This window comes from Streptomyces sp. SID1328 (assembly GCF_009865595.1).
GTDB classification, from domain to species: Bacteria; Actinomycetota; Actinomycetes; order Streptomycetales; family Streptomycetaceae; genus Streptomyces; species Streptomyces griseoluteus.
This window is the reverse complement of the sequence record NZ_WWKH01000873.1, coordinates 1-25,977: the sequence shown is the minus strand read 5'-3', so window position 1 is coordinate 25,977 and position 25,977 is coordinate 1. Positions and strand designations below refer to the sequence as shown.

General features: G+C 69.3%; 28 protein-coding genes, 1 tRNA gene and 1 other RNA gene. 22 read left to right on the top strand and 8 right to left on the bottom strand.

The annotated features are described in order from the left end of the window. From GT030_RS28225 to GT030_RS28210, 4 genes are all read right to left on the bottom strand, one after another. The coding region (locus tag GT030_RS28225) for a hypothetical protein (protein WP_161203505.1) at positions 1-186 on the bottom strand (186 nt) is incomplete at its 3' end. Positions 187-301: 115 nt separating this feature from the next. Further along, on the bottom strand, positions 302-1,027 hold the full coding sequence (locus GT030_RS28220) for an HdeD family acid-resistance protein (RefSeq protein ID WP_161203504.1): 726 nt from the start codon (positions 1,025-1,027) through the stop codon (positions 302-304). Positions 1,028-1,084: 57 nt separating this feature from the next. After that, a complete protein-coding gene (locus GT030_RS28215) occupies positions 1,085-1,684 on the bottom strand; it encodes an HhH-GPD-type base excision DNA repair protein (RefSeq protein ID WP_161203503.1) in 600 nt (199 codons plus the stop codon). Between the two features lie 24 nt (positions 1,685-1,708). Then, the gene (locus GT030_RS28210) at positions 1,709-2,431 is read right to left on the bottom strand and encodes a siderophore-interacting protein (protein WP_161203502.1); all 723 of its coding nucleotides are present in this window, start codon (positions 2,429-2,431) and stop codon (positions 1,709-1,711) included. Positions 2,432-2,514: 83 nt separating this feature from the next. Between GT030_RS28210 and GT030_RS28205 the strand changes: the two genes are divergently transcribed. From GT030_RS28205 to GT030_RS28175, 7 genes are all read left to right on the top strand, one after another. After that, on the top strand, positions 2,515-4,647 hold the full coding sequence (locus GT030_RS28205) for a penicillin acylase family protein (protein ID WP_161203501.1): 2,133 nt from the start codon (positions 2,515-2,517) through the stop codon (positions 4,645-4,647). Next, positions 4,640-5,248 carry a GNAT family N-acetyltransferase gene (locus tag GT030_RS28200; RefSeq protein WP_161203500.1) on the top strand — a complete coding sequence of 203 codons (609 nt, stop codon included), beginning with the start codon at positions 4,640-4,642 and terminating at the stop codon, positions 5,246-5,248. The genes GT030_RS28205 and GT030_RS28200 overlap by 8 nt, the downstream gene beginning before the upstream one ends. 99 nt (positions 5,249-5,347) lie before the next feature. Beyond that, positions 5,348-7,051, top strand: coding sequence for a copper resistance protein CopC (locus tag GT030_RS28195; RefSeq protein ID WP_161203507.1), 1,704 nt, complete (start codon positions 5,348-5,350; stop codon positions 7,049-7,051). Between the two features lie 6 nt (positions 7,052-7,057). Next, on the top strand, positions 7,058-7,648 hold the full coding sequence (locus tag GT030_RS28190) for a poly-gamma-glutamate hydrolase family protein (protein WP_161203499.1): 591 nt from the start codon (positions 7,058-7,060) through the stop codon (positions 7,646-7,648). 205 nt (positions 7,649-7,853) lie between these two features. Continuing rightward, complete coding sequence (locus GT030_RS28185) at positions 7,854-8,261, top strand: metalloregulator ArsR/SmtB family transcription factor (protein WP_161203498.1); 408 nt, start codon at positions 7,854-7,856, stop codon at positions 8,259-8,261. Further along, entirely contained in the window at positions 8,258-9,358 is a 1,101-nt protein-coding gene (arsB, locus tag GT030_RS28180) for an ACR3 family arsenite efflux transporter (RefSeq protein ID WP_346009760.1), read from the top strand. Before GT030_RS28185 ends, arsB begins: the two co-directional genes overlap by 4 nt. After that, positions 9,351-9,764, top strand: a complete 414-nt coding sequence (locus tag GT030_RS28175) for an arsenate reductase ArsC (protein WP_161203497.1) — start codon at positions 9,351-9,353, stop codon at positions 9,762-9,764. Before arsB ends, GT030_RS28175 begins: the two co-directional genes overlap by 8 nt. 281 nt (positions 9,765-10,045) lie before the next feature. On the opposite strand, the gene GT030_RS28170 is transcribed toward GT030_RS28175, so the two are convergent. Continuing rightward, a complete protein-coding gene (locus tag GT030_RS28170) occupies positions 10,046-10,510 on the bottom strand; it encodes a hypothetical protein (protein WP_237522859.1) in 465 nt (154 codons plus the stop codon). A 1,077-nt stretch (positions 10,511-11,587) separates the two neighbouring features. Here GT030_RS28170 and GT030_RS28165 point away from each other — a divergent pair. Next, positions 11,588-11,788 (top strand): type II toxin-antitoxin system VapB family antitoxin, encoded by a 201-nt coding sequence (locus tag GT030_RS28165; RefSeq protein WP_161203495.1) that lies wholly within the window; start codon positions 11,588-11,590, stop codon positions 11,786-11,788. After that, positions 11,779-12,204: a PIN domain nuclease gene (locus tag GT030_RS28160; RefSeq protein ID WP_161203494.1), complete on the top strand. Its 426-nt coding sequence runs from the start codon at positions 11,779-11,781 to the stop codon at positions 12,202-12,204. Before GT030_RS28165 ends, GT030_RS28160 begins: the two co-directional genes overlap by 10 nt. 217 nt (positions 12,205-12,421) lie before the next feature. Here GT030_RS28160 and GT030_RS28155 read toward each other — a convergent pair whose 3' ends face one another. Then, positions 12,422-12,979 (bottom strand): GNAT family N-acetyltransferase, encoded by a 558-nt coding sequence (locus GT030_RS28155; protein ID WP_161203493.1) that lies wholly within the window; start codon positions 12,977-12,979, stop codon positions 12,422-12,424. After that, positions 12,976-13,743, bottom strand: a complete 768-nt coding sequence (locus GT030_RS28150; protein ID WP_161203492.1) for a GntR family transcriptional regulator — start codon at positions 13,741-13,743, stop codon at positions 12,976-12,978. The genes GT030_RS28155 and GT030_RS28150 overlap by 4 nt, the downstream gene beginning before the upstream one ends. Positions 13,744-14,203: 460 nt before the next feature. Here GT030_RS28150 and GT030_RS28145 point away from each other — a divergent pair, with 460 nt between their 5' ends. The 11 genes from GT030_RS28145 to GT030_RS28095 all read left to right on the top strand — a co-directional run bounded on the left by GT030_RS28145 (position 14,204) and on the right by GT030_RS28095 (position 24,213). Next, complete coding sequence (locus GT030_RS28145; protein WP_161203491.1) at positions 14,204-14,473, top strand: DUF6284 family protein; 270 nt, start codon at positions 14,204-14,206, stop codon at positions 14,471-14,473. Then, positions 14,470-15,324: a protein spdB gene (locus tag GT030_RS28140; protein WP_161203490.1), complete on the top strand. Its 855-nt coding sequence runs from the start codon at positions 14,470-14,472 to the stop codon at positions 15,322-15,324. The genes GT030_RS28145 and GT030_RS28140 overlap by 4 nt, the downstream gene beginning before the upstream one ends. Beyond that, complete coding sequence (locus GT030_RS28135; RefSeq protein ID WP_161203489.1) at positions 15,324-15,665, top strand: RRQRL motif-containing zinc-binding protein; 342 nt, start codon at positions 15,324-15,326, stop codon at positions 15,663-15,665. Before GT030_RS28140 ends, GT030_RS28135 begins: the two co-directional genes overlap by 1 nt. After that, positions 15,665-15,982 (top strand): hypothetical protein, encoded by a 318-nt coding sequence (locus GT030_RS28130; protein WP_161203488.1) that lies wholly within the window; start codon positions 15,665-15,667, stop codon positions 15,980-15,982. The genes GT030_RS28135 and GT030_RS28130 overlap by 1 nt, the downstream gene beginning before the upstream one ends. 51 nt (positions 15,983-16,033) lie before the next feature. Continuing rightward, on the top strand, positions 16,034-18,157 hold the full coding sequence (locus GT030_RS28125; protein WP_161203487.1) for an FtsK/SpoIIIE domain-containing protein: 2,124 nt from the start codon (positions 16,034-16,036) through the stop codon (positions 18,155-18,157). 207 nt (positions 18,158-18,364) lie between these two features. Next, positions 18,365-18,832 (top strand): hypothetical protein, encoded by a 468-nt coding sequence (locus tag GT030_RS28120; protein WP_161203486.1) that lies wholly within the window; start codon positions 18,365-18,367, stop codon positions 18,830-18,832. A gap of 150 nt (positions 18,833-18,982) precedes the next feature. Continuing rightward, complete coding sequence (locus GT030_RS28115) at positions 18,983-19,786, top strand: hypothetical protein (protein ID WP_161203485.1); 804 nt, start codon at positions 18,983-18,985, stop codon at positions 19,784-19,786. Continuing rightward, positions 19,783-20,661 carry a bifunctional DNA primase/polymerase gene (locus GT030_RS28110; RefSeq protein ID WP_161203484.1) on the top strand — a complete coding sequence of 293 codons (879 nt, stop codon included), beginning with the start codon at positions 19,783-19,785 and terminating at the stop codon, positions 20,659-20,661. Before GT030_RS28115 ends, GT030_RS28110 begins: the two co-directional genes overlap by 4 nt. A 2-nt stretch (positions 20,662-20,663) precedes the next feature. Then, positions 20,664-22,142: an ATP-binding protein gene (locus GT030_RS28105; RefSeq protein ID WP_161203483.1), complete on the top strand. Its 1,479-nt coding sequence runs from the start codon at positions 20,664-20,666 to the stop codon at positions 22,140-22,142. 475 nt (positions 22,143-22,617) lie between these two features. Beyond that, on the top strand, positions 22,618-22,851 hold the full coding sequence (locus GT030_RS28100) for a helix-turn-helix domain-containing protein (RefSeq protein ID WP_161203482.1): 234 nt from the start codon (positions 22,618-22,620) through the stop codon (positions 22,849-22,851). A gap of 78 nt (positions 22,852-22,929) precedes the next feature. Then, complete coding sequence (locus GT030_RS28095) at positions 22,930-24,213, top strand: site-specific integrase (protein ID WP_161203481.1); 1,284 nt, start codon at positions 22,930-22,932, stop codon at positions 24,211-24,213. Between the two features lie 62 nt (positions 24,214-24,275). Here GT030_RS28095 and GT030_RS28090 read toward each other — a convergent pair. Then, a tRNA-Ser gene (locus tag GT030_RS28090) sits at positions 24,276-24,363 on the bottom strand. A gap of 72 nt (positions 24,364-24,435) precedes the next feature. Between GT030_RS28090 and ffs the strand changes: the two genes are divergently transcribed. Beyond that, an RNA gene (ffs, locus tag GT030_RS28085) (signal recognition particle sRNA small type) lies at positions 24,436-24,532 on the top strand. A 139-nt stretch (positions 24,533-24,671) separates the two neighbouring features. Next, a partial coding sequence (locus GT030_RS28080) for a DNA polymerase III subunit gamma and tau (protein WP_161203480.1) occupies positions 24,672-25,977 on the top strand: 1,306 nt, incomplete at its 3' end.

Sequence of the window (25,977 nt, the reverse complement as noted above, 5' to 3'; positions counted from 1 at the left end):
CCGGGGGCGGGCGCCGGGGCGGGCCGGGGTGGCGGGCAGGTCGTGCTCGCACTCCTGGGCCATGCCCGGCACCGGGCCGGTCTGCGCGAGGGCCACATGGCCGCCGGACACCGACAGGGCGAGCAGCAGCACGAGCGCCCGGAACCAGCTCCGGGCGCGCGAGGCACGAGGACGCGCGGTGCTCACGCAGGTCCTCTGCCCGCCGGAACCCCCGGCTCCGCCTCCGGCCGCCCAAGTCCGCCCGCACGGCGTACGACGGCGGCGGGAGGTTGACGACCGGTAGGGAGCGGGAGCCGGGGGTTCAGACCGTCTGCGGGATGTCCTTGGCGCGGCCCTTGATCCGGATGGAGGTGATGATCTCGACGATGCCGACCACGATCAGCCACCAGCCACCGACCAGGGTCAGCACGGCGATCGACTGGAAGGGGGAGTCGATCAGCACGATGCCGGCGATGAAGGTGACGATGCCGAGGAAGATGTGCCAGCCGCGTGCGGGCATCCCCTTGTCGGAGATGGCGGCCATGGTCTGGGTGACGCCCCGGATCAGCCAGCCGATGCCGATCCACAGCGCCAGCAGCAGAATCGACTGCATCGGCCCTCTGAAGCAGAGCAGACCCAGCAGGATCGACAGACCGCCGCTGAGGAAGGCCAGCACCCGCAGCGAGGTCTTCTTGTGCGTGCCGAAGGCGGAGATCAGCTGGAAGACGCCGCTGACCAGCAGGTAGAGGCCGAACAGCACGCCGACCGCGACCAGGGTGGCGCCCGGCCAGATCAGCACCAGGATGCCGAGGATCAGCGAGGCGATGCCGGTGAGCAGCACGACCTGCCAGGCCGCCTGGGACAGCATGTGCAGCGGCCCCTCGAACGGCTCCTCCTGGTCGTGGCGCTCCCGCTCCGCGCGCTCACGGTCCTTGTCCATCCGGACCGCGTCGGGGCCGGAGGCGGTACCGGGCTGGGCCTGGCCCGCGCCGGCGTTCGGTTCGTACGGGCCGCCCTGCGTGGGGCCGCCGATGGGAGGCTCGGTCATATTCCATGCTTGGACCGAACGGGGACATTCCGCCACTCGGGGGGTGCCCGACGGGTGCTACTCCTTCGTCCTGGCCGCCTTCGCCGCCTTGGCCGCCGCCTTCATCTCCTGTTTGTGCGCCCGCACCTTGGCCAGCGACTTTGGCCCGGTGATGTCGGCGACGGAGCGGTACGACTTCGTCTCGCCGTACGCCCCGGCCGCCTCTCGCCACCCCTTGGGCGTCACCCCGAGCTGCTTGCCGAGCAGGGCGAGGAAGATCTGCGCCTTCTGCTTGCCGAACCCCGGCAACGCCTCCAGGCGCTTCAGCAGTTCGGTCCCGCTGCCGGCGTCCCGCCACACCGCCTCGGCGTCACCGTCGTAGTGCTCGACCAGGTACTGGCACAGCGTCTGCACCCGCTTGGCCATCGACCCCGGATAGCGGTGCACGGCCGGCTTCTCGGAGAGCAGCGCGGCGAACTCCTCGGGGTCGCGGGCGGCGATGTCGTGCGCGTCCAGGTCGTCGGCGCCCATGCGGCGCGCGATCGTCTCCGGGCCCTTGAACGCCCACTCCATCGGGATCTGCTGGTCCAGCAGCATCCCGGTGAGCGCGGCGAGCGGGCTGCGGCCGAGCAGCGCGTCGGCGTCGGGGTCCTGGGCGAGGTGCAGGGTGACGTCCATGCGGCCATGATCCCGCGCGCGGGGTCAGTCCGCCCGCCAGTACCCCAGCGCGTGAACGCGCTGCCCGGGCACGCCGAGTTCCTTGCGGACGTACGAGCCGAGGGCGCGGGTGGTCGCGGTGTCGCAGGCGATCCACACGTACGGGTGCTCGGTGCCGGACAGGATCCCGGGCAGCTCGGCGCGGACCCGCTCGACCAGGTGCTTTCCGGCCCTCCGGCGCGGTACCTCGCGGATCTCGTGCCGCTCGGGGTCGGCGCCGGAGGGGAGCCCGTCGAGGGTGCCCTCGAACCAGACGGTCGCCGGGGCCGAACCCAGCTCCCCGAAGAGGGAGTTGATCGCGGGCAGTGAGGCGGTGTCGCCGATCACCAGGACGTGCGAGGGGTCGGGTTCGGGGCGCTGGAAGCCGGTGCCCTGGACGGTCGCCTCGACGGTGTCGCCCTCCTTGGCCGCGCGGGCCCAGTCCGAGGCGCACCCCTCGTGCAGGGCGAACTCCAGGGCGAAGGTGCCGGTCGCGGGGTCGGGGTCGACCAGGGTGTACGCGCGCTGGTGGGGGCGGCCGTCGTCGGAGAACCACAGGCGGACCCACATCGTGGGGTGCACGCCGGTCGCCGCGAGCAGTCCGCCGTCGGTCATCCGCAGCCGACGGTAGTGCGGGGTGACGTCCTCGGCGCCGGTCACCGTGAGCGTGAAGTCCTTCGCCCGCAGCAGTCTGAGTACCGCGCCCTCCCAGCCCCGGCCCTGACCCATCGTGTCCCCGCCCCTCGCGTACGATTCCTCCACCTGGCTGTGAAGTTAGGCAAGGCTAACCTAAAGGGAAAGGGTGCTGCAGGGTGACCACCGAGACCTACCGCGACGCCTGGGGCATCCCCCATCTGCGCGCCACCAGTGCCCGCGAACTCGCCCGTGCCCAGGGCCGGGTGACCGCGGTCGACCGCGCCTGGCAACTGGAGGTCGAACGGCACCGCGCGCAGGGCACCTCCGCGTCCTTCCTCGGTGCCTCCGCGCTCTCCTGGGACGTCTTCGCCCGCCGGGCCCGCCTCGACGACACCGCGAGACGGTGCTTCGCCGCGCTGGAGAGACGGGACCCGGAGACGGCGGACTGGGTCCGTGCCTATGTCGACGGCGTCAACGCCGGCCTCGCCGAAGGAGCCGCGCGCACCCCGGAGTTCACGCGGGTGGGCCTGGCGCCCGGCCGCTGGGAGCCGTGGTCCCCGCTCGGCGTCTGGCTGGGCACGCACATCCTGTTCGCCGGGTTCCCGGCCAAGCTGTGGCGCGAGGAGGCGATACGGCACCTCGGTCCCGAAGCGGTCGGTCTCTTCGCCACCGACGGCCCCGGCACCGCGGGCAGCAACGGCTGGCTCCTCTCCGGCGCCCGCACCACCACCGGCCTCCCCCTCCTCGCCGGCGACCCCCACCGCTTCCTGGAGGAGCCCGGCGTCTACCAGCAGATCCGTCTGTCCTGCCCCGAGTTCGACGTCGTCGGCCTCGCCGTCCCCGGCGTCCCCGGCACAGCCCACTTCGCCCACACCGGCCCCGTGGCCTGGTCCATCACCAACGCCATGGCCGACTACCAGGACCTCTACCGAGAACGCCTCCGCCGCACGGGGGCGGGGGTGGAGGCACTCTCCCCAGAGGGGGTCTGGCAGCGGGCCGTCCGTCGCGTGGAGGTGGTCGAGGTCGCGGGCGAGGGGGCGGTGGAGGTCGAGGTCATCGAGACGGAGCGGGGGCCGGTGGTCGCGGGGGGCCCGGAGGGGCTCGGCGGGCTGGAAGGAACGCGGGTGCCCGCAGGGCGTACAGGTGAAGTTCCCTCCACGGCCATCGCCCTCCGTCACCCGCCCCGCGTGACGGAAGACCTCGGCTTCAGTGCCCTCCTCCCCCTGCTCAGAGCCCGCACGGTCACCGACGTGGACAGGGCCCTGGACGCCTGGACCGAGCCCGTCAACGTCGTACAGGCCGCCGACACCACGGGCGCCGTACTCCACAGAGTCGCCGGCCGGGTCCCCGTACGCTCCCGTACCAACAGCCTCCGCGTGGTCCCCGCCTGGGAAAAGGGCCACGAATGGCAGGGCTGGCACACGCCCCCCTACGCCACGCTGGACAACGGCATAGCCGTGATGGCGAACCAGCGCGGCCCCGCCACCCCCCTCGGCATCGAGTTCGCCCCACCCCACCGGGCCACCCGCATCCGCACCCTCCTCGGACAACGCCCCACCTGGTCCGCCACCGACCTCCCCGCCATCCACACCGACACCCACCTGGCCTCGGCCGCCCCCCTCCTGACCCACCTCATGACCCTGACCCCCCTCACCCCGGAAGCCACCCGCCTGCGCGACCGCCTGCTGTCCTGGAACCGCCACATGGACGCCGACAGCACCGAAGCGGCCGTATACGCGGCCCTCCGCACAGCCGTGGTCCGCCGCCTCGCCGCCCACCCGGCATTCGCGGCCCTCACGGAACCCCCGGCCTACCCGGAGGTCCTCCTCCCCTGGATGTCCCTCACGGCCCGCATCGGCTTCGCCCTCGAACACCTCCTGAAGGCAGAGGAGTTGTACGGCATAGACCGCGGCGAGACCGTACGCGCAGCCCTGGAGGAGATCGCGGAAGCGCCGCCCACCACCCCCTGGTCCGGCACCCACCGAGTGGCCCCCTGGCGCGCTCTCCCCGAGCCCCCGTACACAGAACCTGGCCTGGCCGGCGACCACGACTGCGTCAACTGCACCACCGCGGTCCCCGGCATCACCGACCTGGCGGCCCGAGGCCCCGCCGCCCGCTACGTCTGGGACCTCGACGACCGCGACAACAGCCGCTGGATCGTCCCCTTCGGCGCGGACGGCGTACCCGGCAGCCCCCACCACCGTGACCAACTCCCCTTGTGGCTGCGAGGAGATCTCGCCCAGGTCGTCACCGACTGGACCCGACTCACCCTCGAACACACCGACATCCCCGAGGAAGCCCGTGACTGAGACCGCCCACCACGAACAGCACATCCCCGACTACGGCACCGTGGCCATCCGCCCCCTGGACCCCGGGACGGACGCCCGGGTGATCCACCCCTGGGTCAGTCAGGAAAGAGCCGCCTTCTGGGGAATGACGAACCTCACCGAGGCCCAAGTGGCGGAGATCTACGCCCACATGGCCACCCTCGACACCCACCACGCCCACCTCGTCACCAAGGACGGCGAGCCCGTGGCCCTTCTCCAGACCTACGACCCCGCCGCCGACCGCGTGAGCGAGTGCTACGAGGTCCGCCCCGGAGACATAGGCGTCCACCTCCTCGTCGCCCCCGCCGCCCCCGGCACCCACCGCCCCGGCTGGACCTCGGCCCTGCTGACCGTGGTCGCGGACTACGTCCTGCGCGTACTGGACCGCACCCGCGTCGTGGTCGACCCGGACGTCCGCAACACCAAGGCCATCACCCGCTTCGAACGCCAGGGCTTCACCACCGGCCCCGAGGTCGTCCTCCCCGAGATCGACCTGCCGGACGTGTACCTGCCGGAGAAGCGCGCCCGTCTCGCCTTCCTCACCCGCGAGACCGCCTTCACGGAGGCCACCGGTACGGTTTGAGCGCCCCGCCGCCGGCATCCGTACAGGCGGGGGACAGGGCGGGGTCGAAGACGGAGGCGGGACGACGTGCGCGACCGTGAAAGAACGCTGAGGCGCGTGCTGCTGGCGGCCGCGAGCCTCCTCCTGCTCGTCCTCGGCACCGCGTCCCCCGCCTCCGCGCACGCTGCCCTGCGCGCGACCGACCCCGAAGACGGAACGATCCTTCAGCGTGCCCCGCGCACGCTGACCCTGACGTACACCGAGTCGGTCGGCCTGCTCACCGACTCGTTCCGCGTCTACGACCCCGAGAACCACCGCCTGAGCACCGGCCAGGCCGACCACGCCCCCGGCCGGGCGGACACGGTCCGCGTCCCGCTGCCGGCGCGGATGGCGAAGGGTACGTACGTGGTGGCGTGGCGCGTGGTCTCCGCCGACAGTCACCCCGTCTCCGGCGCGCTCACCTTCTCGGTGGGCGAGCGGACGGCGACGACGGCGACGGCTCCCGGCGCGGTGGAGAACGGTACGACCACCAGCCTGTACAACATCGCCCGCTACCTGGCGTATCTCGCGGTGGCGCCGGTGCTGGGCGCGGCTGTGTTCGTCGCGTACTGCCGCCCGCCTCAACGGGTGCCGTTGAGACCGCTGTTCGTCGTCGGCACCGCCACTCTGCTCATCTCCACACTGGCCCTGCTCCTGCTGCGGGGGCCGTACGAGGAGGGCACCGCCCCGACGTTCACGTCTCTCGGCCGCACGCTGACCACACGGCCCGGTGAACTCCTGCTCGCCCGGCTGGCGTTGCTGCTCGTGGCGGCGGTCGGCGCGCTGGTCCTGCGCCGCCGGGCCGTGCCCCGTCCGGCCGCCCTGACGGCGGGTGCGGCCCTGGCCGTGGCCCTCGCCCTGACCTGGTCGGCCGCCGAACACGCCTCGGCCGGCATCCAGGTCCCCCTCGCCATCGCCTCCACCACCCTCCACCTCCTGGCGACGGCGTCGTGGCTGGGCGGCCTGGCGGCGCTGCTCCTCACCCTGCGAGCCTCGGCCGTCGCCCCGCAGGTGGTGACCCGCTTCTCCCGCCTCGCCCTGACCTCGGTGATCGTCCTGGTCGTGACCGGCGTCTACCAGTCCTGGCGCGGCCTCGGCACCTGGCAGGCGCTGACGGACACGACGTACGGGCGGGTGCTGCTGGCGAAGCTGGTGGCGGTGGGGGTGCTGCTGGGGGCGGCGGCGTGGTCGCGGAGGTGGACGGGACGGTTGCCGAAGACGGCGGAGGTGCCGGTGTCGGTGCCGGTGCCGGTGCCGGCAGGCGGCCCCGCGCTCCCGCCGGAGGCTCCCGCCCCCGAACCGGACCTCCCGGTGCGCCACCTGCGCCGCTCAGTGCTGGCGGAGGCGGCCGTGGGCGTGGTCGTCCTGGTCCTGACGACCCTCCTGACCAGCACGCTTCCGGGCCGCGCGGCCGAGGAGGCGGCCACCGCGGACACGGGCATCCCGGCGGCCTCGGTCACGACGGTCCCGTTCACGGTGGGCGAGAACGGCCGCGGCAAGGTCCAGATCACCTTCGACCCCGGCCGAGTGGGCCCGAACTCCGTCCAGGCAGTGGTCTACGGGGCGAACGGAGCCCTGGCCGCCGTCCCCGAACTCCGCATCACCATGACCCTCCCGGCCCAGCGCCTGGGGCCCCTCGACACGGGTATCACCGACCGGGGCGGCTACTGGGCCACGAACTCCTTCAACCTCCCGATCCCCGGCACCTGGACCATGAAGGTGACGGTCCGCGTCTCCGACTTGGACCAGGTGACGGTGTCCCGCGAGGTACGGGTGACACGCTGAGGGGCGATGCACACGGAGCGAGTGACGATCGAGGGCGTGGACTTCGAGACCACGCTGCACCTGGACGGTCCCATCGGCCTGCTGGCCCTGCACGGCGCGGTGGAGGGCGGCACGGCGGAACTGGCGAGGGAGGTGGCGGCCCGCACCGGAACCACCCTCCTGACCTTCACCCAGCCGACGGGCCCCCCGCAGCACATCCCCTCCATCCGCATGTCCCCCTGCACCCCTCTGACCGCCTTCCTCACCCACGCGACCCTGACGATCTCCCTCCACGGCCACAACCGCCGCTCCGCCCCCCGGACGATCTACGTAGGCGGCTCAAACCGCCCAGCGGCCCGTGTCCTGGCGACCGCCCTGGCCGGCTCGCCCTTCACCCCGGTCACCACCCTGTCCGGCATCCCCCACCCCCTACGGGGCCTCCACCCGGACAACCCGGTGAACCAGACCAGGGATGGCGGAGTCCAACTGGAACTCCCGGTGCGGGCCCGCACGACCCATCCGGCACCGACGGACCCGGAGGTCCCGCCACGGGAGGTGGTGGACGGGATCGTGGCGGGGGTACGGACGCTGATGGAAAGCGAGGGAGGGCGGTGGTGATCTCCCTCTCGGCCGCAGCCCTCTGAGCCGCCGTGTTTGCTCCCCCTCATGGATAGCCACTGAAGCGCGCACACGTCGAAGGGCCCCACCACGAATGGTGGGGCCTTCGACTCGCTGCGCGCGATCGGTGTGGCTCCCATCAGGTTGCATTGACGTCTGTCGATGCAACGTTGTGCGCTGGATCGAAGACTGTCAACATAGAGGCATGTCGAATCAAGAGCTGGTGGTGCTCGGCCAGAGCGATGACGCCGGAGCGTGCTGCCCTGGGCTGCTGACCGCTCCCCTGGACGAGGACCAGGCCGTGGAGCTGGCGAAGGTGTTCAAGGCGCTGGGCGATCCGGTACGGCTGCGCCTGCTGTCGATGATCGCCTCCCGGGCGGGCGGTGAGGTGTGCGTCTGTGACCTGACCCCGGCGTTCGAGCTGTCCCAGCCGACGATCTCGCACCACCTGAAGCTGCTGCGGCAGGCAGGCCTGATCGACTGCGAGCGGCGCGGCACCTGGGTCTACTACTGGCTCGTTCCGGAGATGACCGACCGTCTCGCCGGCATCCTCACGCGTCCTGCGGGTGAGCCGCTGCCTGAGCGCACCGCCCCGGCGGGAGCTGCCTCGTGAGCACTGCCGCACCCGAAGGCGACGTGGCCGGACGCCTGTCCTTCGTCGACCGCTACCTGGCCGTCTGGATTCTCGCGGCCATGGCCGTAGGACTCGGACTGGGCCGCCTGGTCCCCGGCCTGGGTGACGCACTGGCCAAGGTGACCGTGACGGGGGTGTCCCTGCCGATCGCCCTGGGCCTGCTGGTGATGATGTACCCGGTGCTGGCCAAGGTCCGTTACGACCGGCTCGACACCGTCACCCGCGACCGCCGCCTGCTGCTGCCGTCCCTGCTGCTGAACTGGGTGGTCGGCCCGGCGCTCATGTTCGCCCTGGCCTGGCTGTTCCTGCCGGACCTGCCCGCCTACCGCACCGGCCTGATCATCGTGGGCCTGGCCCGCTGCATCGCCATGGTCATCATCTGGAACGACCTCGCCTGCGGCCACCGGGAAGCCGCCGCCGTCCTGGTCGCCCTGAACTCCGTCTTCCAGGTGATCGCATTCTCGGCGCTGGGCTGGTTCTATCTCTCCGTCCTGCCCGGCTGGCTCGGCCTGGAGCAGACCGGGCTGCACGTGTCGGTGTGGGAGATCGCCCGCAGCGTGCTCATCTTCCTCGGCATACCGGTCGTGGCCGGCTACCTCACCCGCCGCCTCGGCGAGAAGACCAAGGGCCGCGCCTGGTACGAGACCAAACTCATCCCGCGCATCGGCCCCTTCGCCCTGTACGGGCTGCTGTTCACGATCGTCATCCTCTTCGCCCTGCAAGGTGACGCGATCACCGCACAGCCGCTGGACGTCGCCCGCATCGCCCTGCCGCTGCTGGTCTACTTCGCCGTCATGTGGGCCGGGTCCATGGCCCTGGGCCGCGCGGTCGGCCTCGACTACCCGCGGACCACGACGCTGGCGTTCACCGCTGCGGGCAACAACTTCGAGCTGGCCATCGCCGTCGCCATCGCCACTTTCGGCGCCACCTCCGGCCAGGCCCTCGCGGGCGTCGTCGGCCCCCTCATCGAGGTGCCCGCGCTGATCGGCCTCGTGTACGTCGCCTTGTACGCGCGCCGCTACTTCACCGCCCCCGCCGCTGTCCCCGCACCTCAGGAAGATCCAGCCCATGTCTGACACCGCCGTCCCGTCCGTCCTGTTCGTGTGCGTCCACAACGCCGGACGCTCGCAGATGGCAGCCGCCTTCCTCACTCACTTCGCGGGCGACCGCGTACAGGTGCGCTCCGCGGGCTCCGCGCCCGCCGACACCGTCAACCCGGCCGTCGTCGAGGCCATGGCGGAGGCGGGCATCGACATCACCGCCGAGGTGCCCAAGGTGCTCACGGTGGAGGCGGTCCAGGCGTCCGACGTCGTGATCACGATGGGCTGCGGTGACACCTGCCCCGTCTTCCCGGGGAAGCGCTACCTCGACTGGGAGCTCCCCGACCCGGCCGGGCAGGGTGTCGACGCCGTTCGCCCGATCCGCGACGAGATCGAGAAGCGCATCCGCGGCCTGGTCGACGAGATCGCTCCGGTGAGCTGACCGAAACTGAGACGGACAACGTCGAAGGGCCCCGCTGCAAGCAGCGGGGCCCTTCGACTTCGTGCCCGGTGAGGCACTGGCGGAGGATACGAGATTCGAACTCGTGAGGGGTTGCCCCCAACACGCTTTCCAACTGTGCGCGTAGGAGTACGGGGCCGTTCAAGGACGGTCGAGCAGCAGGTCAGGGAGTGGGCGCGTACGTCGGTGGACAGCGGCGTACGTAGGCGAACTGGACAACGACCAGGACAACGAGATCAGGTCCGGGAACGACACCGACGAACTCAGCCCCCGTTTGCTTGCTGGTCTGGTCGAACGGTGCCGAGGTCAACCGTCTCGGCGGTGATCACGGCAAGGGCTTCCTCGAGTCGGCGGACGGCATCCTCCGCCTCCTTATATTCCTCAGGGCTGGGCAGGACAGTGCCGAAGCTGCCGCCACGGTCGGCTGGCATGGCGCGCCAGCGCAGGACCCGCTCAAGCGCATCGAGAGCGCCAGAGAGAAACCAGGCCAGACGGCCGTGAGTACGCGAGAGAGAGATGGCCAGGACGGCGAGGGATTCCCGCAGGTGTTCGAGCCGCTTGATCTGCGGCAAGTCCTCTTGGACGTTCGGCGGGCCGACAGCGTCGCGCAGGCCGGCTGCGGTCTTAAGGGCGAGTGCGCGGTCGCTCGGCTCCAGTTTCCAGACCTGGTCTTGGATCTGCTGCTCAGCTTCCTCGGCCAGCACTGCCACGATCCTGCGCATGTCCATGCTGATCATTCTAAAAGAACGGGCTTAGGCATGGCTGTACAAGTGTCGCAGATCAACTCGTGCAGCCCAGGCCACCGCGGGGTGGGGGCGATCACCCGCGGGTGTCGACCGTCAGCGTTGGTCGACCTCGGACGGCCCAGAGACGGCCCAGAGCACTCAGCGGTCGGTTGTCACTGCGCGCGAGTCGAGTCACGCTAGAGACGCAACGGGCGGACCCGTGGCAGCATGGCTGCACGGCAGGCTGCACGGAGGTGGTCATGGGGGAAGCCGAGAGCAAGGCGGCTCTGGCTGGCGTTTACTCACAAGGGAAAGAGCCTCGGCTCGTTTCAGTTTCGGAATCCGGACATGATGAAGCTTGGGCCATCGGAGACGCTCTTTTCATCGTGCCTGCGATTCCACCCGACGCACCACCACTCGTCGAATACGCACTCAGGGTCCGCCGGCAAGCCACCTTCACGGGTAGCTGTTCCGATTGCGGGGCAACAGTAGGCTCACTGACTTTCAGTAATACCACGAACATTCCTCTAAATCACAGCAGAATTCCTCACCGGAATAACTGTGCTGCTTTAGATGAAAACATTTCGCCCCTCCTCGATCAGCACTACAAAGCAAGAGCTGAGCAGACGCTAGAGCAGCAGCTTCATAGCGCAACGAAACAGGCGCGACTCAAAGCTGAGGCAACCCCGGAAGACAAAAGAATCCCGATCGAGAACGCCAAGTTCGGGGATTGGGCCAAAGACTTCATTGGCGCTCGCCTTAAGGATGCTCCCGCATGTGGGCATCTAGCAGCAGACCTTGCTCAGACCTGGAACATGGTAACTGGGGATGGAACCTGGAAGTGCAATGAATGCTTCGCCTACTACCAGGAGACCGTACGAAATGGTGAAGCTATCCTTTCGTACCAGGAGGAGTACACTTGTGATCGCTGTCGCAAGTTCGCGCCCCCACTTGAACCCATGCTGATTCGAATCAATAATTTCTTCATCCTGGGTGCAATGTGCTCCGCGTGCGCTGAAGAAAGCAAACAGCCGCCTAATTCTAGCCCAGGAACGCCTCGGAAAAAGAAGGGGACACGACGTGGGTCGAACAGTCGAAAACGTCGATGAACCGAGTTTGGCCGAAGCGCAACGCCTTCTCGGGACATCTAGCAACCGCGACACGGTGAATGCCGCACTTAAGGAAGTGGTGCGGCAGAAACTTGTGCAGGAATTCATCGACATGATGAGCGAACGTGATCCGGACGAACTTGAGAGGCTAAGCTCCGAAGCATGGACGTGAGCCCACAGTATCTGGTCGACAGCAGCGCCATGAATCGCATGAAGTACGATTCCGTCCAAAAGCGATTGGGCCCGCTTATCTCGGCCGGGCTCGTCGCCACCTGCGCAGCCCTCGACCTAGAGGCTCTCTATTCGGCGCGGAATCCTACAGAGTACGAAAAGCTGAGAGCCACGCGCGCCGCAATCTTCACCTATCTCGACACAAATGAAGAAGACTGGAGCCAAGCGCTCGACGTTCAGCGCTCGTTGGCAGCGAAGTCAATTCATCGCGGCCCACAGATTCCAGATCTGATTATTTCGGCCGTCGCTTTTCGGTATCAACTTACTCTGCTTCACTTCGACTCGGACTTCGACCGCATCGCGGAGCTTACAGGGCAGTCGATGGAATGGGTGGTTCCGAGAGGCTCAATCCAGTAGCCGCAGAAGTATGAGGCGGAACGGCTTTGGGCTGGAGCTGCTTTGGGGCGAGTGATCATGGCCCCGTAAGCTCATGGCGAGTCGGGCAGTCAGTGGACCTGCCCGTGCAGCACGACGTTGGGGCCATGATCTTAGAGGCTCGCCCCAAAGTGGCTGCCTACAGCCGTGGAGCCGACCGCCTTAGCCACAGAGGGTGGACACCGCCTCAGGCGATGGGTCAAAGCCCGACGGGCGCCGCCGTTCGGTCCGTGAATCCGTGATCCGTCAACTTCGCCGCTCGCTGCGCAAGCCATCCGGACACACGCGGACCTCCATTAACCGCACTGCCCTCGTGGACGGTGCGAACGTGCGTGAAGCCTAGCGCGAGGTAATACCGCTGAAGTCCCTCGTTCGTCGTCCATGCGTCCAGCCGCAGCCACCGAGCGCCTGCACGGTGCGCGCGGTCGCCAGCCCAGTCGAGAAGTCGGCCTCCGAGGTTCTGCCCGGCGTATTCGCGGGCGACCGTGAGCTTGTTTACGAACATCGACGGTTCGGCAAGCTCATCGTCAGTCCACAGCCCTTCCTCGGCGTCCGGGGTGAGCGTGATGGTGCCGGCGGTCGTATGCCCGTCACGAAGCATGAACACCGTGCCCGCTTCAATGGTGGCAAGCAGCTTGTCAGCCGGGTAGGGACGGCTCCACTGGTCGGAACCAAGGCCGCGCAGCCAAGCTGCTGCTTCCTCGCGGAAGGTCAGCAGCTTGGACACGTCACGCGGCTCTGCGGGAGTGATGATCACGTGTTCTCGCTTCGGGCGGCAATGTCGCCGATCTCGTAGTTCATCCTGTTCAGGTCGCCCCGGAACGTAGTGACGGTGCACCGGATGGGACGATCTTCTGAGTAGCCCGTGCGCGTCCACAGCAGCACGGGTACACCAGCGCCAATTTCAAGAAGCCGCGCCTCATCCGGCGTCGGCATTCGCGTTGCGATCTCGTCGAAGTAGCCGATCTGCTCGATGCCACTAGCAGCGAGATACCTGGTGGTGCCCTCTTCGATGTCCCCAGGCTCAGCCAGGCGCGGGCGCTGTTCGATCAGCCAGGCCGGGTAGTAGGTCGCCTGAGTGGACCACGGCACGTCATCCACGTACCGGTGACAGAACCGCAAGACAGCCTTGCTCCCCTCATCGACCTTCAGCCGCTCTGCGACTTCGGCCGGAGCAGGCAGCATCTCGACTCGGAACGTCTGATGCGGCTGGCGCCCTGCGTTCGTCACGTCGGTGTTGTAGGCGTCCCCGTTCTGGGGGAACGTCAGGTTCTCAAAGCGCGAGGCGTTGAGCTGAAACACCTCATGCGATCGAACCTCATAGCCCAGTCCCTGGCTGGACGTGATCAACCCCTCGCTGACCAGCAGGGCGAGTCCCGACCGAACGGTGTTGCGGGACGCGTCGAAGCGGGCCGACAGCTCGCTCTCGGAGGGCAACCGGCGGTCATGATCGAACGCCCCGTTCACGATCTCGCGGCGTAGGGCGTCGGCCACCTGTCGGTACTTCGGCTGCTTGCTCATGCGGCCATCATCGCGCACTCGACCAACTTGTTGGTACATGTGGGCCCCAATCTCTTGACGACTCACTGTCCGTGGGTGCAACATCACTGCATCAGCTTGTACCAACAAGTTGAGCAGGCGGTGCAATTCCCGTGAGCTGTCTCCACCTGCACTGCAAGCGCTGCGTGAGCCCCGTGAAGACGGGAGCCCCTGACCTGGGGTTACCACGCTCACCACAAGCGGTCGTTGTTTGAAAACTGCACAGGCGGGCCCCGTCTCCCCGAGTCGAAAAGACGGATCGCGCGGCGACTGGCTGCGCTTCAACGTCGCGGCGTACGCCGCGCCGGTTGCCTCCGCTGCTCGTCTCGCACGAGCAGCGCTGAGGGGAGCCGGATCTACCGACTTCAACGGCGCGCGGCCCCGGTGTTCGAGCACCGGGGCCGCTGTTCGGGCCGTTCCTCTCTGGAAGGAACCAGACCCAATGAGCCACATCGTTACTGTTCAGGACGCTGTTACGGCGTTCGAGGACTTCATGGAGCCGACCAGCGCGGAGCTGGACGCGATCGAGCGGGAGATGCCCGTCATCCGGGCGGACGTTGACCTGCTGGACGCGCACATCGCCACCATCGACCGCACGCCCACCGAGCTGGACACCCGCCGCATCCGCCGCGCCCGCCGTAAGGCGCTCGCCGCCCGCGTCGCCCTCCTCAACAGCGCGGCCGGCACGGGCCAGACGGGGGGTGCGGCATGAGGGCCAAGACCGTTCTTCCCGCCGTCGCCATGACGGCGGTCTCCATGGTGCTCACCCTCGCGGTGGTCATGATGTGGCTGGGCCGGGCGGTGCCGTGGCCGGTCGCGCTGGTCGTCGGTCTCGGGATCGACGGCGGCTGGCTGGCCACCCTCGCATATGAGCGCCGTCTCGCCGCGCAGGGCGACCACAGCACACCCGTGACCGTGGTCGGCTGGTGCTTCGGGCTGCTGGCCGCCGGCGTCCTCATCGCCCACGCCCTCACCGCCGGGAGCTCCCCCGGTGCCTGGCTGGCCGTGGCCTGGCTGCCCATCGCCGCCAAGGCCCTGTGGCTGGTGCACGGGCTGTGGGAGCGCACCGCATTGACGCCGGCCGCGCTGGGGGCGATCCGGGGTATCCGGCAGGAGGCCCGCGACGAGGCGGCCGTGGCCCGCGCCCGGCTGCGTGCGGAAGCGTCCACGGAGGAGACGCGGCTGACGGCCGTGACGGAGGCCGGTGCCCGCGTCGCACGGGTCCAGGCCAAGACTGCACAGACCCTCTCGCGGGCCTGGTCGACGCTCGAAGACGCGCGGGACGGGGAGGACACCGGGCGGGCGCTGACCAGCGTGACGCGGCCCGTCACGCCCGGCGTCACGGCCCGCTGGGACTTGCCCGTGTGGGGGCCGTCCGAGCCGGTGCCGGCGCTGGAGTCGCCGCCGGCGCTCAGTGATGACGCGCTGGACGCGGTGGTCGACCAGATCCGGCACAGCCAGGACCCCGCCCTGTCCTACCGCGAGATGGCCGCCCGGTTCCGTGCGACCGGTCACGCCGCGTCCGAGGTCCGCCTGCGGGCCGCGTGGAAGCGCGTCGTCTGATGGCCGCGCTGCCGGTCTACCGGTGGCGGCTCGCCCCGGACGGCTACGCCACCCGCCGTCAGCTCCGTGCCGCCGGGCTTCGGCCCGGCGGTCAGGACGTGGCCGCCCAGCTCGAACGACCCCGCCGCCGACGCGGCCCCCTGGTCGCCTACCTCTACCGCGTCGACCTCGCCAAGCCCGTGCGGCCCATGACGCCGGGCCGGCGGGCGGCGCTGGCCAAGGCCAACCGCGCCCGCCGGATCTGCCCGCGCTGCCGGACGGACGCGGGCTACGTCATCCCCTCTTCGCTCGGCACCTGCGTGCCCTGCAACTCCCCTTCCACCACTGCAAGGAGTGCGTGATGGGCAAGCCCGACACCCGCCGCCTGGATCGGGAGATCCAGACGGCGACCCACAAGCTCGAAGCGGTCCGCAACCGCGAGATGTGGCCGCTCGACGGCCGCGAGCGCCGCGCCGTTCTCGGTGCCGCCGTCTCCGGTTCCTACCGCGTGACCCGTGGCCGCAGCACGAGCCGTGCTGAGCAGCGGCTCGACACCGCCTGGCAGAGCGCGGAGACCCGCCTCATCGCGGAGATCAGCGCCATGCAGTTGGAGCGTGCGCAGATCGTCCGCGAGAACGCCAAGGTCAAGGCCGCGAAGAAGTCCACCGGCTGGTTCTGACCCCACCCCCCAACTTCCCGCCCCGGATGGGGTGTCAGGAGTCGTTCCGTCATGACTGAGAACGTCGTCTCTCTGCACAAAAACCCCGAACCGCCCGCCGACCCGGCCCCCGTGACCACGCTCACCGTGGTCCCCGACACGGTCCCGGCCCAGCCCGTCCCGCTGTGGCTGCGGTCCGGCCGCGCCATCCGCACCGTGGCCACGCACGACACGACCCGGACGACCGCCCGCGCGGTGGCCCGGCACGGCCTGTACGTCGCCGGCGGTGCCCGGATCGTGGTCAAGCGGGCGTGGGACGGGCGGACAGCCGCCCGCTACGAGCGCTATATGCGCACCGCTGAAGCCGCGGGGAACTTCGAGGCGGCGGCCGAGTGGGAGGAGCGCGGGCAGCGCTTCCGCGACGCCCGCCACCGCCGCCGCATGGACCTCCTGCACTCCCCGTTGGACGCGGCCAAGGGTGCCGCCGTCACCACTGGCATGGGCATCGGCGGTCTGGTCCTGATCGGTGTCGCCATGGCGGTGGCGACGAAGGACGTGACCGAGGTCGTCACCCCGCTGATGGCGGTCATCAAGTTCATCAACCTGATGGTCACCATCGTCCAGGTGGTGTGGGGGCCGGCCGTCTCGCTGGCGCCGTTCCTGGCGCTGTTGGCGCTGTGGGCGGTGGGTAGCAAGCAGCAGGCCGCCCCGCAGTGGGCGCTCCCGGACCGGGTCCGTAACGGTGAGGGCGAGCCCATCACCCCGTCCATCGTGGTCAAGGCCCTGCGCGACCTCGGCGTCCCCGCCCTGCGCAACGCCATCAAGGACATGGGCGACGCCGGCGCGTCGATGCTGTCCCCCATCGTGATCGCCGGATGCGGGGTCGAGGTCGACGTAACCCTCCCGTCCGGGGTGTCCACGAACGAGGTGCAGAGCAAGCGCCGCAAGCTCGCGGAGAACCTCAGCAGGCACGAGCACGAGGTGTTCATCACCATCCCGCAAGCGGCCCGCACCGTGCGGCTATGGGTGGCCGACTCCGGTGCGCTGGACGAGCCGATCGGACCGTCCCCACTGGTCACTGACGACACGCTGACCGCCGACTACGCCAAGGGGAAGGCCCCGTGGGGCCAGGATCTCCGGGGCGACGCGGCGAGCTTGAGCCTGTATCAGCGGCACCTGCTGATCACCGGTCTGTCGAACCAGGGCAAGACCGCCGCACTGCGGTCGTTGGCTCTGTGGGCGTCGCTGGACAAGCGGGTGGAGTTCCGGATCGCTGACCTCAAGGGTGCAGGCGACTGGGCTATGTTCGACGGTCTGGCCACGGTGCTCATCCAGGGACCGACCGATGAACACGTGATCGAGGCGACCGAGATGGTCGAGAGCCTGGTCGAGGAGATGAACCGGCGGATCGAGGCCCGTCAGACGGACCCCGCCGTGGTGTTCGACCCGCTGATCGGCATCGTGGACGAAGCACAGGTGGCGTTCATGTGCCCGGCCATGGACGCGGACAAGCGGCCCTACGGCGGGTCCAAGGCCACCTCCCGGTACTTCATGGCCGTGCGCAAGGTCCACAACCAGGGCCGCGTGGTCGATGTGCTCATGTACGAGGGCACGCAGGACCCCACCGACCAGAACCTGCCCAAGCTGGTCCGGGAGGGTGCGCACACGCGGGCCTCGCTCGCGCTGGGCACCGAGTCGCAGGCAGTCATGGCGCTCGGAGAGAAGGCGGTCAACGGCGGCGCCGCCCCGCACCTGCTGCGTCAGGGGTTGGACAAGGGAACCTTGGTGGTCGCCTCTGACGGCATCGCCATCCCCAAGGGCCAGTCGTCCATCACCGTGCGAACGCACTTCATCGGTGACGAAGACGCCGTGGCCATCACCGACCGCGCCAAGGCCCTGCGCAACGGCGTCACCACCCTGCACGTGGTGGAGCGGAGCGAGGAGCGTGACCCGCTCGCGGACATTGCCGCCGTCATCGGGGACGCGCCCCGGCTGCGGACGCAGGACGTGCTCAAGCGGCTGTCCGCGCTGGACGGGGACGCGTACGGGGACTGGTCGCCCGGCGACCTCACCCGCGTCCTGGACGGCACCGGAGCCGAGCCGTACAAGTCCGACGGCCGCATGGTCGTGGGCCGCGACCAGATCACCCGCGCTCTCGCCCGCCGCGACAACGAGGATTCCGCTTCGGGCGCCTGACGGCAGGGAGCCGAACCCGCACGGGTCAGGGAGGCAGGGAGAACTCCCTGACCACCTCCCTGACCCGCCTCCCTCGCCCTGACCTGCACGAATGATCGTTCAGGGAGGCAGGGAGGCCCGCAGGTCAGCACGGCTGAAACCCCCTCCACCACCACCCCGACAGGGGGTGGTTCCGCCTCCCTGATCGAGCACCGGAAGGGATTCCGTATGTACCCCCAGAACAGCCGGCGCCTGCCCGCACAGTGGGCCGTTGAGGTCCACCAACCCACCCCGCTCACCCCCGCCGTAACCGTTCCGGCGCCGGTCGTCCCGGTGCAGCCGGCCACCATCCCGACGATGGCGAGCGTGGTCCTCCCGGACGGCCGGGTCGTCACTGGCTACGCCATCAACCCCGCCCACTCCGAGCCGGTCACCGCCAAGCCGGCGGTGTCGCGGGCGGCGGCGAACGTCGCGCTCGGGGGCGTCGGGTTCCTCGCCGCGTGCGGCGGACTGTTGCTGCTCACCACCTTCATCACCGCCCTGACCGCCCTGATCACTCAGCTCATCACCCTGGCGGCGGTCCTGTTCGGCGGGTTCATCGCCCTCCACGTGCTCACCGCCAAGGGCCATCACAAAGCCGGTACCACGGTGAACATCCGCCGCGCGGTGTTCAAGCGCAACCACTTCCACGGCTAGCTACGCCAAGGGCGGCCCCCACCGTCTCGCCAAAGCCGCGGGGCCGCCCTTGCCAGCCAGAACCCATCAAGGAACTGGAGATACCCCAGCATGACGCAACCCACCATCGCTCCGCGAGCCTTACAGGCGGGAGCTCCCGCCGCGGGCGGGATGCGGTTCTACCTGACCACTCATAAACGGCACTGGGTCAAGCTCACCGACGTGCCGCTGTTCCTGAAATCCGAGCACTTCGCCTCCGCGGTCAAGCTGCACCCGGCACACGGCCGGTACGCGGTCGACTCCGGCGGCTTCTCGGAGCTCCAGCGTCACGGCCGATGGACACGCACCCCGCACCAGTACGTAGACGACCTGCGCCGCATCTGGGAGCACGTCGGCCCCTACGACTGGGCCGCTGGTCAGGACTGGATGTGTGAGGACCTCATCATCCACGGCGGCGAGGCGGGGCCCCTCACGTTCGTCGGAACCAAGTTGAGCGTGCCGGAGCACCAACGGCGCACCGTGCACAACTTCCTGGACCTGCGCTCCCTCGCCCCGACGCTGCGGATCATTCCCACCCTTCAGGGCCGCACCGTGGCGGAGTACCACGCGTGCGCGGACCTTTACGAGAGCTACGGCGTCGACCTGCGCCGCGAACCCACCGTCGGATTGGGCTCCGTGTGCAGGCTGCAGTCCACCAAGCAAGGGGCGGCGATCGTCACCGCGATGGCCGCCCGCGGCTACCGCCTGCACGGTTTCGGATTCAAAATCCTCGGTCTGGAACGCGTCGGACACCTGCTTGCCTCCGCGGACTCCGCGGCCTGGAGCTACCACGCCCGCAAGCGGCCCCCGTTGCCCGGCCACACCCACAAGAACTGCGCCAACTGCATTGACTACGCCCTCAAGTGGCGCGAGCGCGTCATCAGCGCCATCCCCGTCCATCGGCAGACCATGCTCACCGACCGGAGCGCAGCATGACCCAGCCCACTCTCATCCGGCGAGTGCCCGGCCGACGGCCGTGTCTGCTGGACACCGCGCTGATGCTGGCCGGACGCGGCATCCCGCCCCTGCCCCTGCGGGCGGGCAAGGTGCCCTTCGGCAACTGCCCCGCCTGTACGGCCAACGCGTGCGGCGGCCGGCCGAACATGAAGACTCCCGGTCCCTGCCAGTGCCCGAGGCCGTGTCACGCGTGGGCCGCCGCCACCACCGACCCGCACGTCCTCACCTCCCCGACGTGGGTGGCCGCGTGGCATCGGGCCGCCGCCGTTGCCTACCACCCCGGTGGCGCTGGCTTGACTGTGGTCGACCTGGACGACGCGGCGGCCGTGGCCTGGGCCCGTGAGTGCCTGCCCGCCACCCGCACCGTGCCGACGACGCGGGGGGAGCACTGGATCTATCAGGGCACCATGCGGTCCGTGAACGCCGTCCGGCCCGGCGTTGACATCAAGTCCACGATGGCTTACGCCCGTTGGCTCGGTCCCGGCACCGGCTCCACAGTCGCCCTCCCTGACGCGGCGCGCGTCCTCGCGGTAACGGAGCCGCCCACGGTCCACAGGGCGCCACAGGCGCTCACAGCCCCCCTGAGGAGGGGGCGGGGAGAGTGCCCGCACCGTACGCCCGCCTACCTGGACCGTGGCATCGCCATGGCGGAGCAGCGCATCACCGAGGCCCGCAGCGCGGTGCACGCAACCGTGTACCGGACGTTCCTCGCGGTGCTGTCCACGCATGGCCGGTGCGGCTGCCTCACCGAGACGCACACTGCGCGCCTGTTCACCGCAGCGCAGGCCAAGGGCGAGAGCGCCCGGCACTGCGCGGACGCGTGGACCAATGCCCTGACCACGTTGGGACTGTGACCATGTCTGAGGACGAGAAGAACCCGGCCCGCGAGGTCATCACCGACTACGCACAGGCGCACTTCCGGTACTTCCGCACCGCCGACGGCACGGTGTATGCGCAGAAGAACGGCCATCCCGTGGCCCGGCCGATGCGCTCGCAGGGCACCACGGGCAGCCACCGGCAGGAACTCATGGTCGGTCTGTTCCGTGACGGGCGTGGAGTGTTCAACGGCACGGCCATGAAAGAGGCGCTCGACTTGATCGAGGCGTTGGCGCTGACCGAGGGCGTGCAGCCCGTCCATATCCGTGTGGCCCCCGGATTTGATGGGGCGACGTGGCTGGACCTGGGCCGTGCCGATGGGCAGTCCGTGCGTATCCACCCCACCGGGTGGGACATCCGGATCCCGGACCCGCAGGAAGTTTGCTGGCGGCGCACCCAGCTCACGGGCGAGCTGCCCTTGCCGGTGAAGGACACCGATGGCAAGGGAATCGATCTGCTGATGCGGCTGTGCAACTTCGCCACCGCAGAGACCGAGTGCCTGGCCATTGCGTGGCTCATCGGCTGTCTCGGTCCGACTGTGCCCGTCCCGGCCCCTTTCCTCACTGGCCCGCAGGGCGCGGGGAAGTCCACCGGGGGCCGGATGCTTGTGCGGATCATCGAGGGCATGACCGGTGATCTGCGCCGGGCCCCGAAGGATGAGGAGAACCTGATCACAGCGGTGGCGGCTGGGTGGGTCACCGCGCTGGACAATCTGTCCCACATGACGCCGGAGCTGTCCGACGCGATGTGCTGCATCGTGACCGGGGCTGAGAACGTGAAGCGGGCCCTGTTCACCGATGGGGACGTGTTCCGCGTCGGCTACCGCCGCCCGCTGCTGCTGACCGGCATCGACGTGGGCGTGATCCGGCCCGACCTTGCCGAACGGCTCCTGCCCCTGCGCCTGGAACGGCCCCGTGTCCGGCGCACCGAAGCCGAACTGTGGTCGGACTTCGCAGAAGTGCTGCCCGTCATCCTCGGCTCGCTCCTGGACCTCACCGTGCAGGTGCGGGCGGCTGAGGCGGACATCCCGACCGACCTGCGCATGGCCGACTTCGCGCATCTGTGTGCGCAGCTCGACGCGGCCACCGGTCTGGGAGCTCTCGCCGCCTACCGGGCCAGCCTGGACGACCTCAACGACGACGTCATTGAAGGCGACTTGCTGGCGCAGACCGTACTCAAGCACGCCGCCGGCATCGACCAGGGGACCGAGCAGCGAATGACGTCCGCGGAATGGCTGCACTGCCTCACGGGCCTCTACGCGGGGGAGGACTTCCGGCCCCTGCCTAAAGGGTGGCCGACCACCGGCAAAGTCCTCTCAGACCGCCTCAAGCGCCTACAACCCACCCTCGCCGCACGGGGCGTCCTCATCGACTGGGGACGCACCAACGCATCCCGTTACATCGAGATCGCGCGAGCGGGCGCCGCACCGCCCCCGCACGAGCAGGAAGCAGCCTTCTGACCGCTCGGGCGCCGCGACCAACCGCACAAGCAAGAGGAGCACCCGCCCCGCGTGCTCCTCTTGCTGTTCGGCGGCAGCGCCGCCCTGCGACGGTCGCGCCGCGAAGCGGCCCCTTCTTCACGCTCTGAGCCGCGCACCACAACAGACACCACCCCCTCTCTGTCCGAAGTAGGAAGACGCTGCGTCACCTGCGTCACCCACACCCCGAAAACGGCGCCTGGCCTGCCGAAAGAGCGGTGACGCAGACGCCCGAATCCTGCGTCACCCCGCGTCACCCGCGTCACCCGGTGATGCACGCCTGCGTCACCGATGACACACCCTCAGAATCCTGCGTCACCCGAAAACCGCAGATCAGAGCTGCGAATGACGCAGGTGACGCGGGTGACGCAGAAATCCCCACCTCGGACACACGCGAACTCCCGATCCAGACACCGCCACCTTCCCCTGACGGAAAGTCCCCAGAGGAGACCGTTCCATGAGCATTGCCGCCGTGGACACCGCACCGCTCGCTGAGGCCGCCGACCCGGCCCCCGTCCTGCTGACCGTCGAAGAGGCTGCCCGCTGCCTCCGTATCGGCCGCACCACCTGCTTCGCCCTCATCCGCACCGGAGAACTGGAGTCCTTGACCATCGGCGGACTCCGTCGCGTCCCCGCCGACGCGCCGGCCGCCTACGTCACCCGTCTCCGCACCACCCAACGCGCCGCATGACGACGCCGGGGCGGAGGCCCTCCAGACAGGGCCTCCGCCCCGGTCTCCATCCCGCCACTCGAAAACAGGAGTCTGCCTGTGGCAGAGAAGAAGAAGGGCACCCGCCGCGCCAACGGCGAATCCGCGATCTACTTTGGAGCGGACGGCCGTTGGCACGCCCGCGTCCCGATGGGATACAAGGACAACGGGGAGCCTTACCGGCGACACCTGACGCGCAAGACGCGTGAAGACCTGGTTGAAGAGGTCAAGAAGCTGGAGAAGCAGCGCGACGGGGGTTCCGCGCAACAGCCGGGCAAGGCGTGGACGGTCGCGAAGTGGCTTCAACACTGGGTCGAGAACATTGCCAAGCCGACCGTTAGCGAGAACACATACGACGGCTACGAGGTAGCCGTTCGCGTCCACCTCGTGCCCGGGGTCGGCAGGCACCGCCTTGACCGCTTGCAGCCTGAACACCTGGAGAGCCTGTATCGACGCATGCAGGCGAACGGGCAGCGCAGGGCCGGTACGGCTCACCAGGCCCACCGCACCGCCCGGACCGCGCTGGGGGAGGCGGTACGGCGCGGCTACGCGGCGAAGAACGCCGCTGCGCTGGCGAAGCCGCCACGGATGGAAGAGGACGAATCAGAGGTTGAGCCCTACTCCGTCGAAGAGGTTCAGTGCTTGTTACTCGAAGCCAACAAGCGCCGGAACAGTGCCCGCTGGATGCTGGCACTGGCGCTCGGACTGCGGCAGGGCGAGACGCTCGGACTGCGCTGGTCTGACGTCGACCTGGACAACGAGTACCTGAAGCTCCGCCGGAACCGCCTGCGCCCCCGGTATGAGCACGGATGCCCGGAAGCCTCGCCGTGCGGCCGGAAGGCGGGGTACTGCCCCGGCAAGGTGCAGATCCGGCGCGAGACCAAGAACACCAAGTCCCGAGCCGGCCGCCGCGCCGTGCCCCTACCGGGCCCGCTGGTTGCCATGCTCCGTGCCCACCGCGAGACGCAAGAATGCGAGCGCAAGACGGCCGGCAACCTGTGGACCGAGTCGGACTACGTGTTCACCAAGCCGCTCGGCGGCCCGCTGAGCCCGAACACGGACTACCACGACTGGAAGCGGCTGCTGGAAGACGCCGGGGTTCGCAACGGGCGGCTGCACGATGCTCGGCACACAGCCGCCACCGTGCTCATGCTGCTCGGAGTCCCGGCCCGCGTCATCGATCAGATCATGGGGTGGGAGCCGGGCACGTCCGCGAGCATGCGGGCGCGGTACCTCCACGTGCCGGACGCCATGCTCAAGGACGTGGCCCGGAAGATTGCCGAAGCCATCTGGGGCCCGCCGGGAACACCCGCTGTGGACAAAAACCAGGACAACGAGGTCTGAGGACAACGTCGAAGGGCCCCCTGTTTCCAGGGGGCCCTTCGACTTCGTGCCCGGTGAGGCACTGGCGGAGGATACGAGATTCGAACTCGTGAGGGGTTGCCCCCAACACGCTTTCCAAGCGTGCGCCCTAGGCCTCTAGGCGAATCCTCCGAGGGAGACATTACATGACCGGAAGGAGTGGTCGCGAACTCGTCCCCCCGCCCCCGGATCAGGTACTCTTTGCGCAGCCCCTCACGCGGCGCTATCTGACTGAACTCCCCCAGGGCCGGAAGGCAGCAAGGGTAGGTTGGCTCTGGCGGGTGCGTGGGGGGCCCTTGTGTTTCCGGGGGCAGAGGGATCGCGGCCGGTTCGGGTGACCCGGCCGGGTGTACGGGCGTCCAGGAGATGCCCAAGCCGCTGACCTGCGGCGGAGTCCGCGTCGAGTCCGGATGTCGGTGGGCGCCTATAACCTCGTATGCGTGTCGTCTCTCGCCTTGTACCGCCGCTACCGCCCGGAGACCTTTGCCGAGGTCATCGGGCAGGAGCACGTAACCGACCCGCTGCAGCAGGCGCTGCGGAACAACCGGGTCAATCACGCGTACCTGTTCAGCGGGCCGCGCGGCTGCGGCAAGACGACCAGTGCCCGCATCCTGGCCCGTTGTCTCAACTGTGAGCAGGGTCCCACCCCCACCCCCTGCGGCGAGTGCCAGTCCTGCCGGGACCTCGCGCGCAACGGGCCCGGTTCGATCGACGTCATCGAGATCGACGCCGCCTCCCACGGTGGTGTGGACGACGCCCGTGAGCTGCGTGAGAAGGCGTTCTTCGGGCCCGCCGGCAGCCGGTACAAGATCTACATCATCGACGAGGCCCACATGGTCACGTCGGCCGGCTTCAACGCGCTGCTGAAGGTCGTCGAGGAGCCGCCGGAGCACCTCAAGTTCATCTTCGCCACCACCGAGCCCGAGAAGGTCATCGGGACCATCCGGTCGCGTACGCACCACTACCCCTTCCGGCTCGTCCCGCCCGGCACCCTGCGCGAGTACCTCGGCGAGGTGTGCCAGAAGGAGGACATCCCGGTCGCGGAGGGTGTGCTTCCGCTGGTCGTGCGCGCGGGCCAGGGGTCCGTACGTGACTCCATGTCCGTCATGGACCAGCTCCTCGCCGGTGCCGGTGCGGACGGTGTGACCTACCCCATGGCCACCTCCCTCCTCGGTTACACCGACGGGTCCCTCCTCGACTCCGTCGTCGAAGCCTTCGCCACGGGGGACGGGGCCGCGGCCTTCGAGGTCGTGGACCATGTCATCGAGGGTGGCAACGACCCCCGTCGCTTCGTCGCCGACCTGCTGGAGCGGCTGCGCGACCTGGTGATCCTGGCCGCCGTGCCCGACGCCGCCGACAAGGGGCTCATCGACGCCCCTGCCGACGTGCTCGAGCGCATGCAGGCCCAGGCCGAGATCTTCGGTGCCGCCGAGCTGAGCCGCGCCGCCGACCTCGTCAACGAGGGCCTCACCGAGATGCGCGGCGCCAACTCGCCCCGTCTCCAGCTCGAACTCATCTGCGCGCGCGTGATGCTTCCCGCCGCTTACGGCGACGAGCGGTCCGTCATGGCCCGGCTCGACCGCATCGAGCGGGGCGTGAACTTCTCGGCGGGTACGGGTGCGCCGGCCATGCAGTACGTGCCCGGGCCCGAGGCGCACCCCGGCGCGGTGGCCCCGGTCGGGAGTCCTGTGCCGCCCGGTGGGGGGCCGGCTGCCGCTCGTGCGGCGGTGCGGAATCCGGTGGGAC

Excerpts from the sequence above, each read along its gene's own strand:
- GT030_RS28215 (WP_161203503.1), bottom strand. The coding sequence starts at position 1,684 with ATGGACGTCACCCTGCACCTCGCCCAGGACCCCGACGCCGACGCGCTG.
- GT030_RS28145 (WP_161203491.1), top strand. The coding sequence starts at position 14,204 with ATGAGCCACATCGTTACTGTTCAGGACGCTGTTACGGCGTTCGAGGAC.
- GT030_RS28130 (WP_161203488.1), top strand. The coding sequence starts at position 15,665 with ATGGGCAAGCCCGACACCCGCCGCCTGGATCGGGAGATCCAGACGGCG.
- GT030_RS28100 (WP_161203482.1), top strand. The coding sequence starts at position 22,618 with ATGAGCATTGCCGCCGTGGACACCGCACCGCTCGCTGAGGCCGCCGAC.
- GT030_RS28210 (WP_161203502.1), bottom strand. The coding sequence starts at position 2,431 with ATGGGTCAGGGCCGGGGCTGGGAGGGCGCGGTACTCAGACTGCTGCGG.
- GT030_RS28160 (WP_161203494.1), top strand. The coding sequence starts at position 11,779 with ATGGACGTGAGCCCACAGTATCTGGTCGACAGCAGCGCCATGAATCGC.
- GT030_RS28135 (WP_161203489.1), top strand. The coding sequence starts at position 15,324 with ATGGCCGCGCTGCCGGTCTACCGGTGGCGGCTCGCCCCGGACGGCTAC.
- GT030_RS28125 (WP_161203487.1), top strand. The coding sequence starts at position 16,034 with ATGACTGAGAACGTCGTCTCTCTGCACAAAAACCCCGAACCGCCCGCC.
- GT030_RS28220 (WP_161203504.1), bottom strand. The coding sequence starts at position 1,027 with ATGACCGAGCCTCCCATCGGCGGCCCCACGCAGGGCGGCCCGTACGAA.
- GT030_RS28120 (WP_161203486.1), top strand. The coding sequence starts at position 18,365 with ATGTACCCCCAGAACAGCCGGCGCCTGCCCGCACAGTGGGCCGTTGAG.
- GT030_RS28115 (WP_161203485.1), top strand. The coding sequence starts at position 18,983 with ATGCGGTTCTACCTGACCACTCATAAACGGCACTGGGTCAAGCTCACC.
- GT030_RS28185 (WP_161203498.1), top strand. The coding sequence starts at position 7,854 with ATGTCGAATCAAGAGCTGGTGGTGCTCGGCCAGAGCGATGACGCCGGA.
- GT030_RS28170 (WP_237522859.1), bottom strand. The coding sequence starts at position 10,510 with ATGGACATGCGCAGGATCGTGGCAGTGCTGGCCGAGGAAGCTGAGCAG.
- GT030_RS28190 (WP_161203499.1), top strand. The coding sequence starts at position 7,058 with ATGCACACGGAGCGAGTGACGATCGAGGGCGTGGACTTCGAGACCACG.
- GT030_RS28150 (WP_161203492.1), bottom strand. The coding sequence starts at position 13,743 with ATGAGCAAGCAGCCGAAGTACCGACAGGTGGCCGACGCCCTACGCCGC.
- GT030_RS28175 (WP_161203497.1), top strand. The coding sequence starts at position 9,351 with ATGTCTGACACCGCCGTCCCGTCCGTCCTGTTCGTGTGCGTCCACAAC.
- GT030_RS28110 (WP_161203484.1), top strand. The coding sequence starts at position 19,783 with ATGACCCAGCCCACTCTCATCCGGCGAGTGCCCGGCCGACGGCCGTGT.
- GT030_RS28140 (WP_161203490.1), top strand. The coding sequence starts at position 14,470 with ATGAGGGCCAAGACCGTTCTTCCCGCCGTCGCCATGACGGCGGTCTCC.
- GT030_RS28105 (WP_161203483.1), top strand. The coding sequence starts at position 20,664 with ATGTCTGAGGACGAGAAGAACCCGGCCCGCGAGGTCATCACCGACTAC.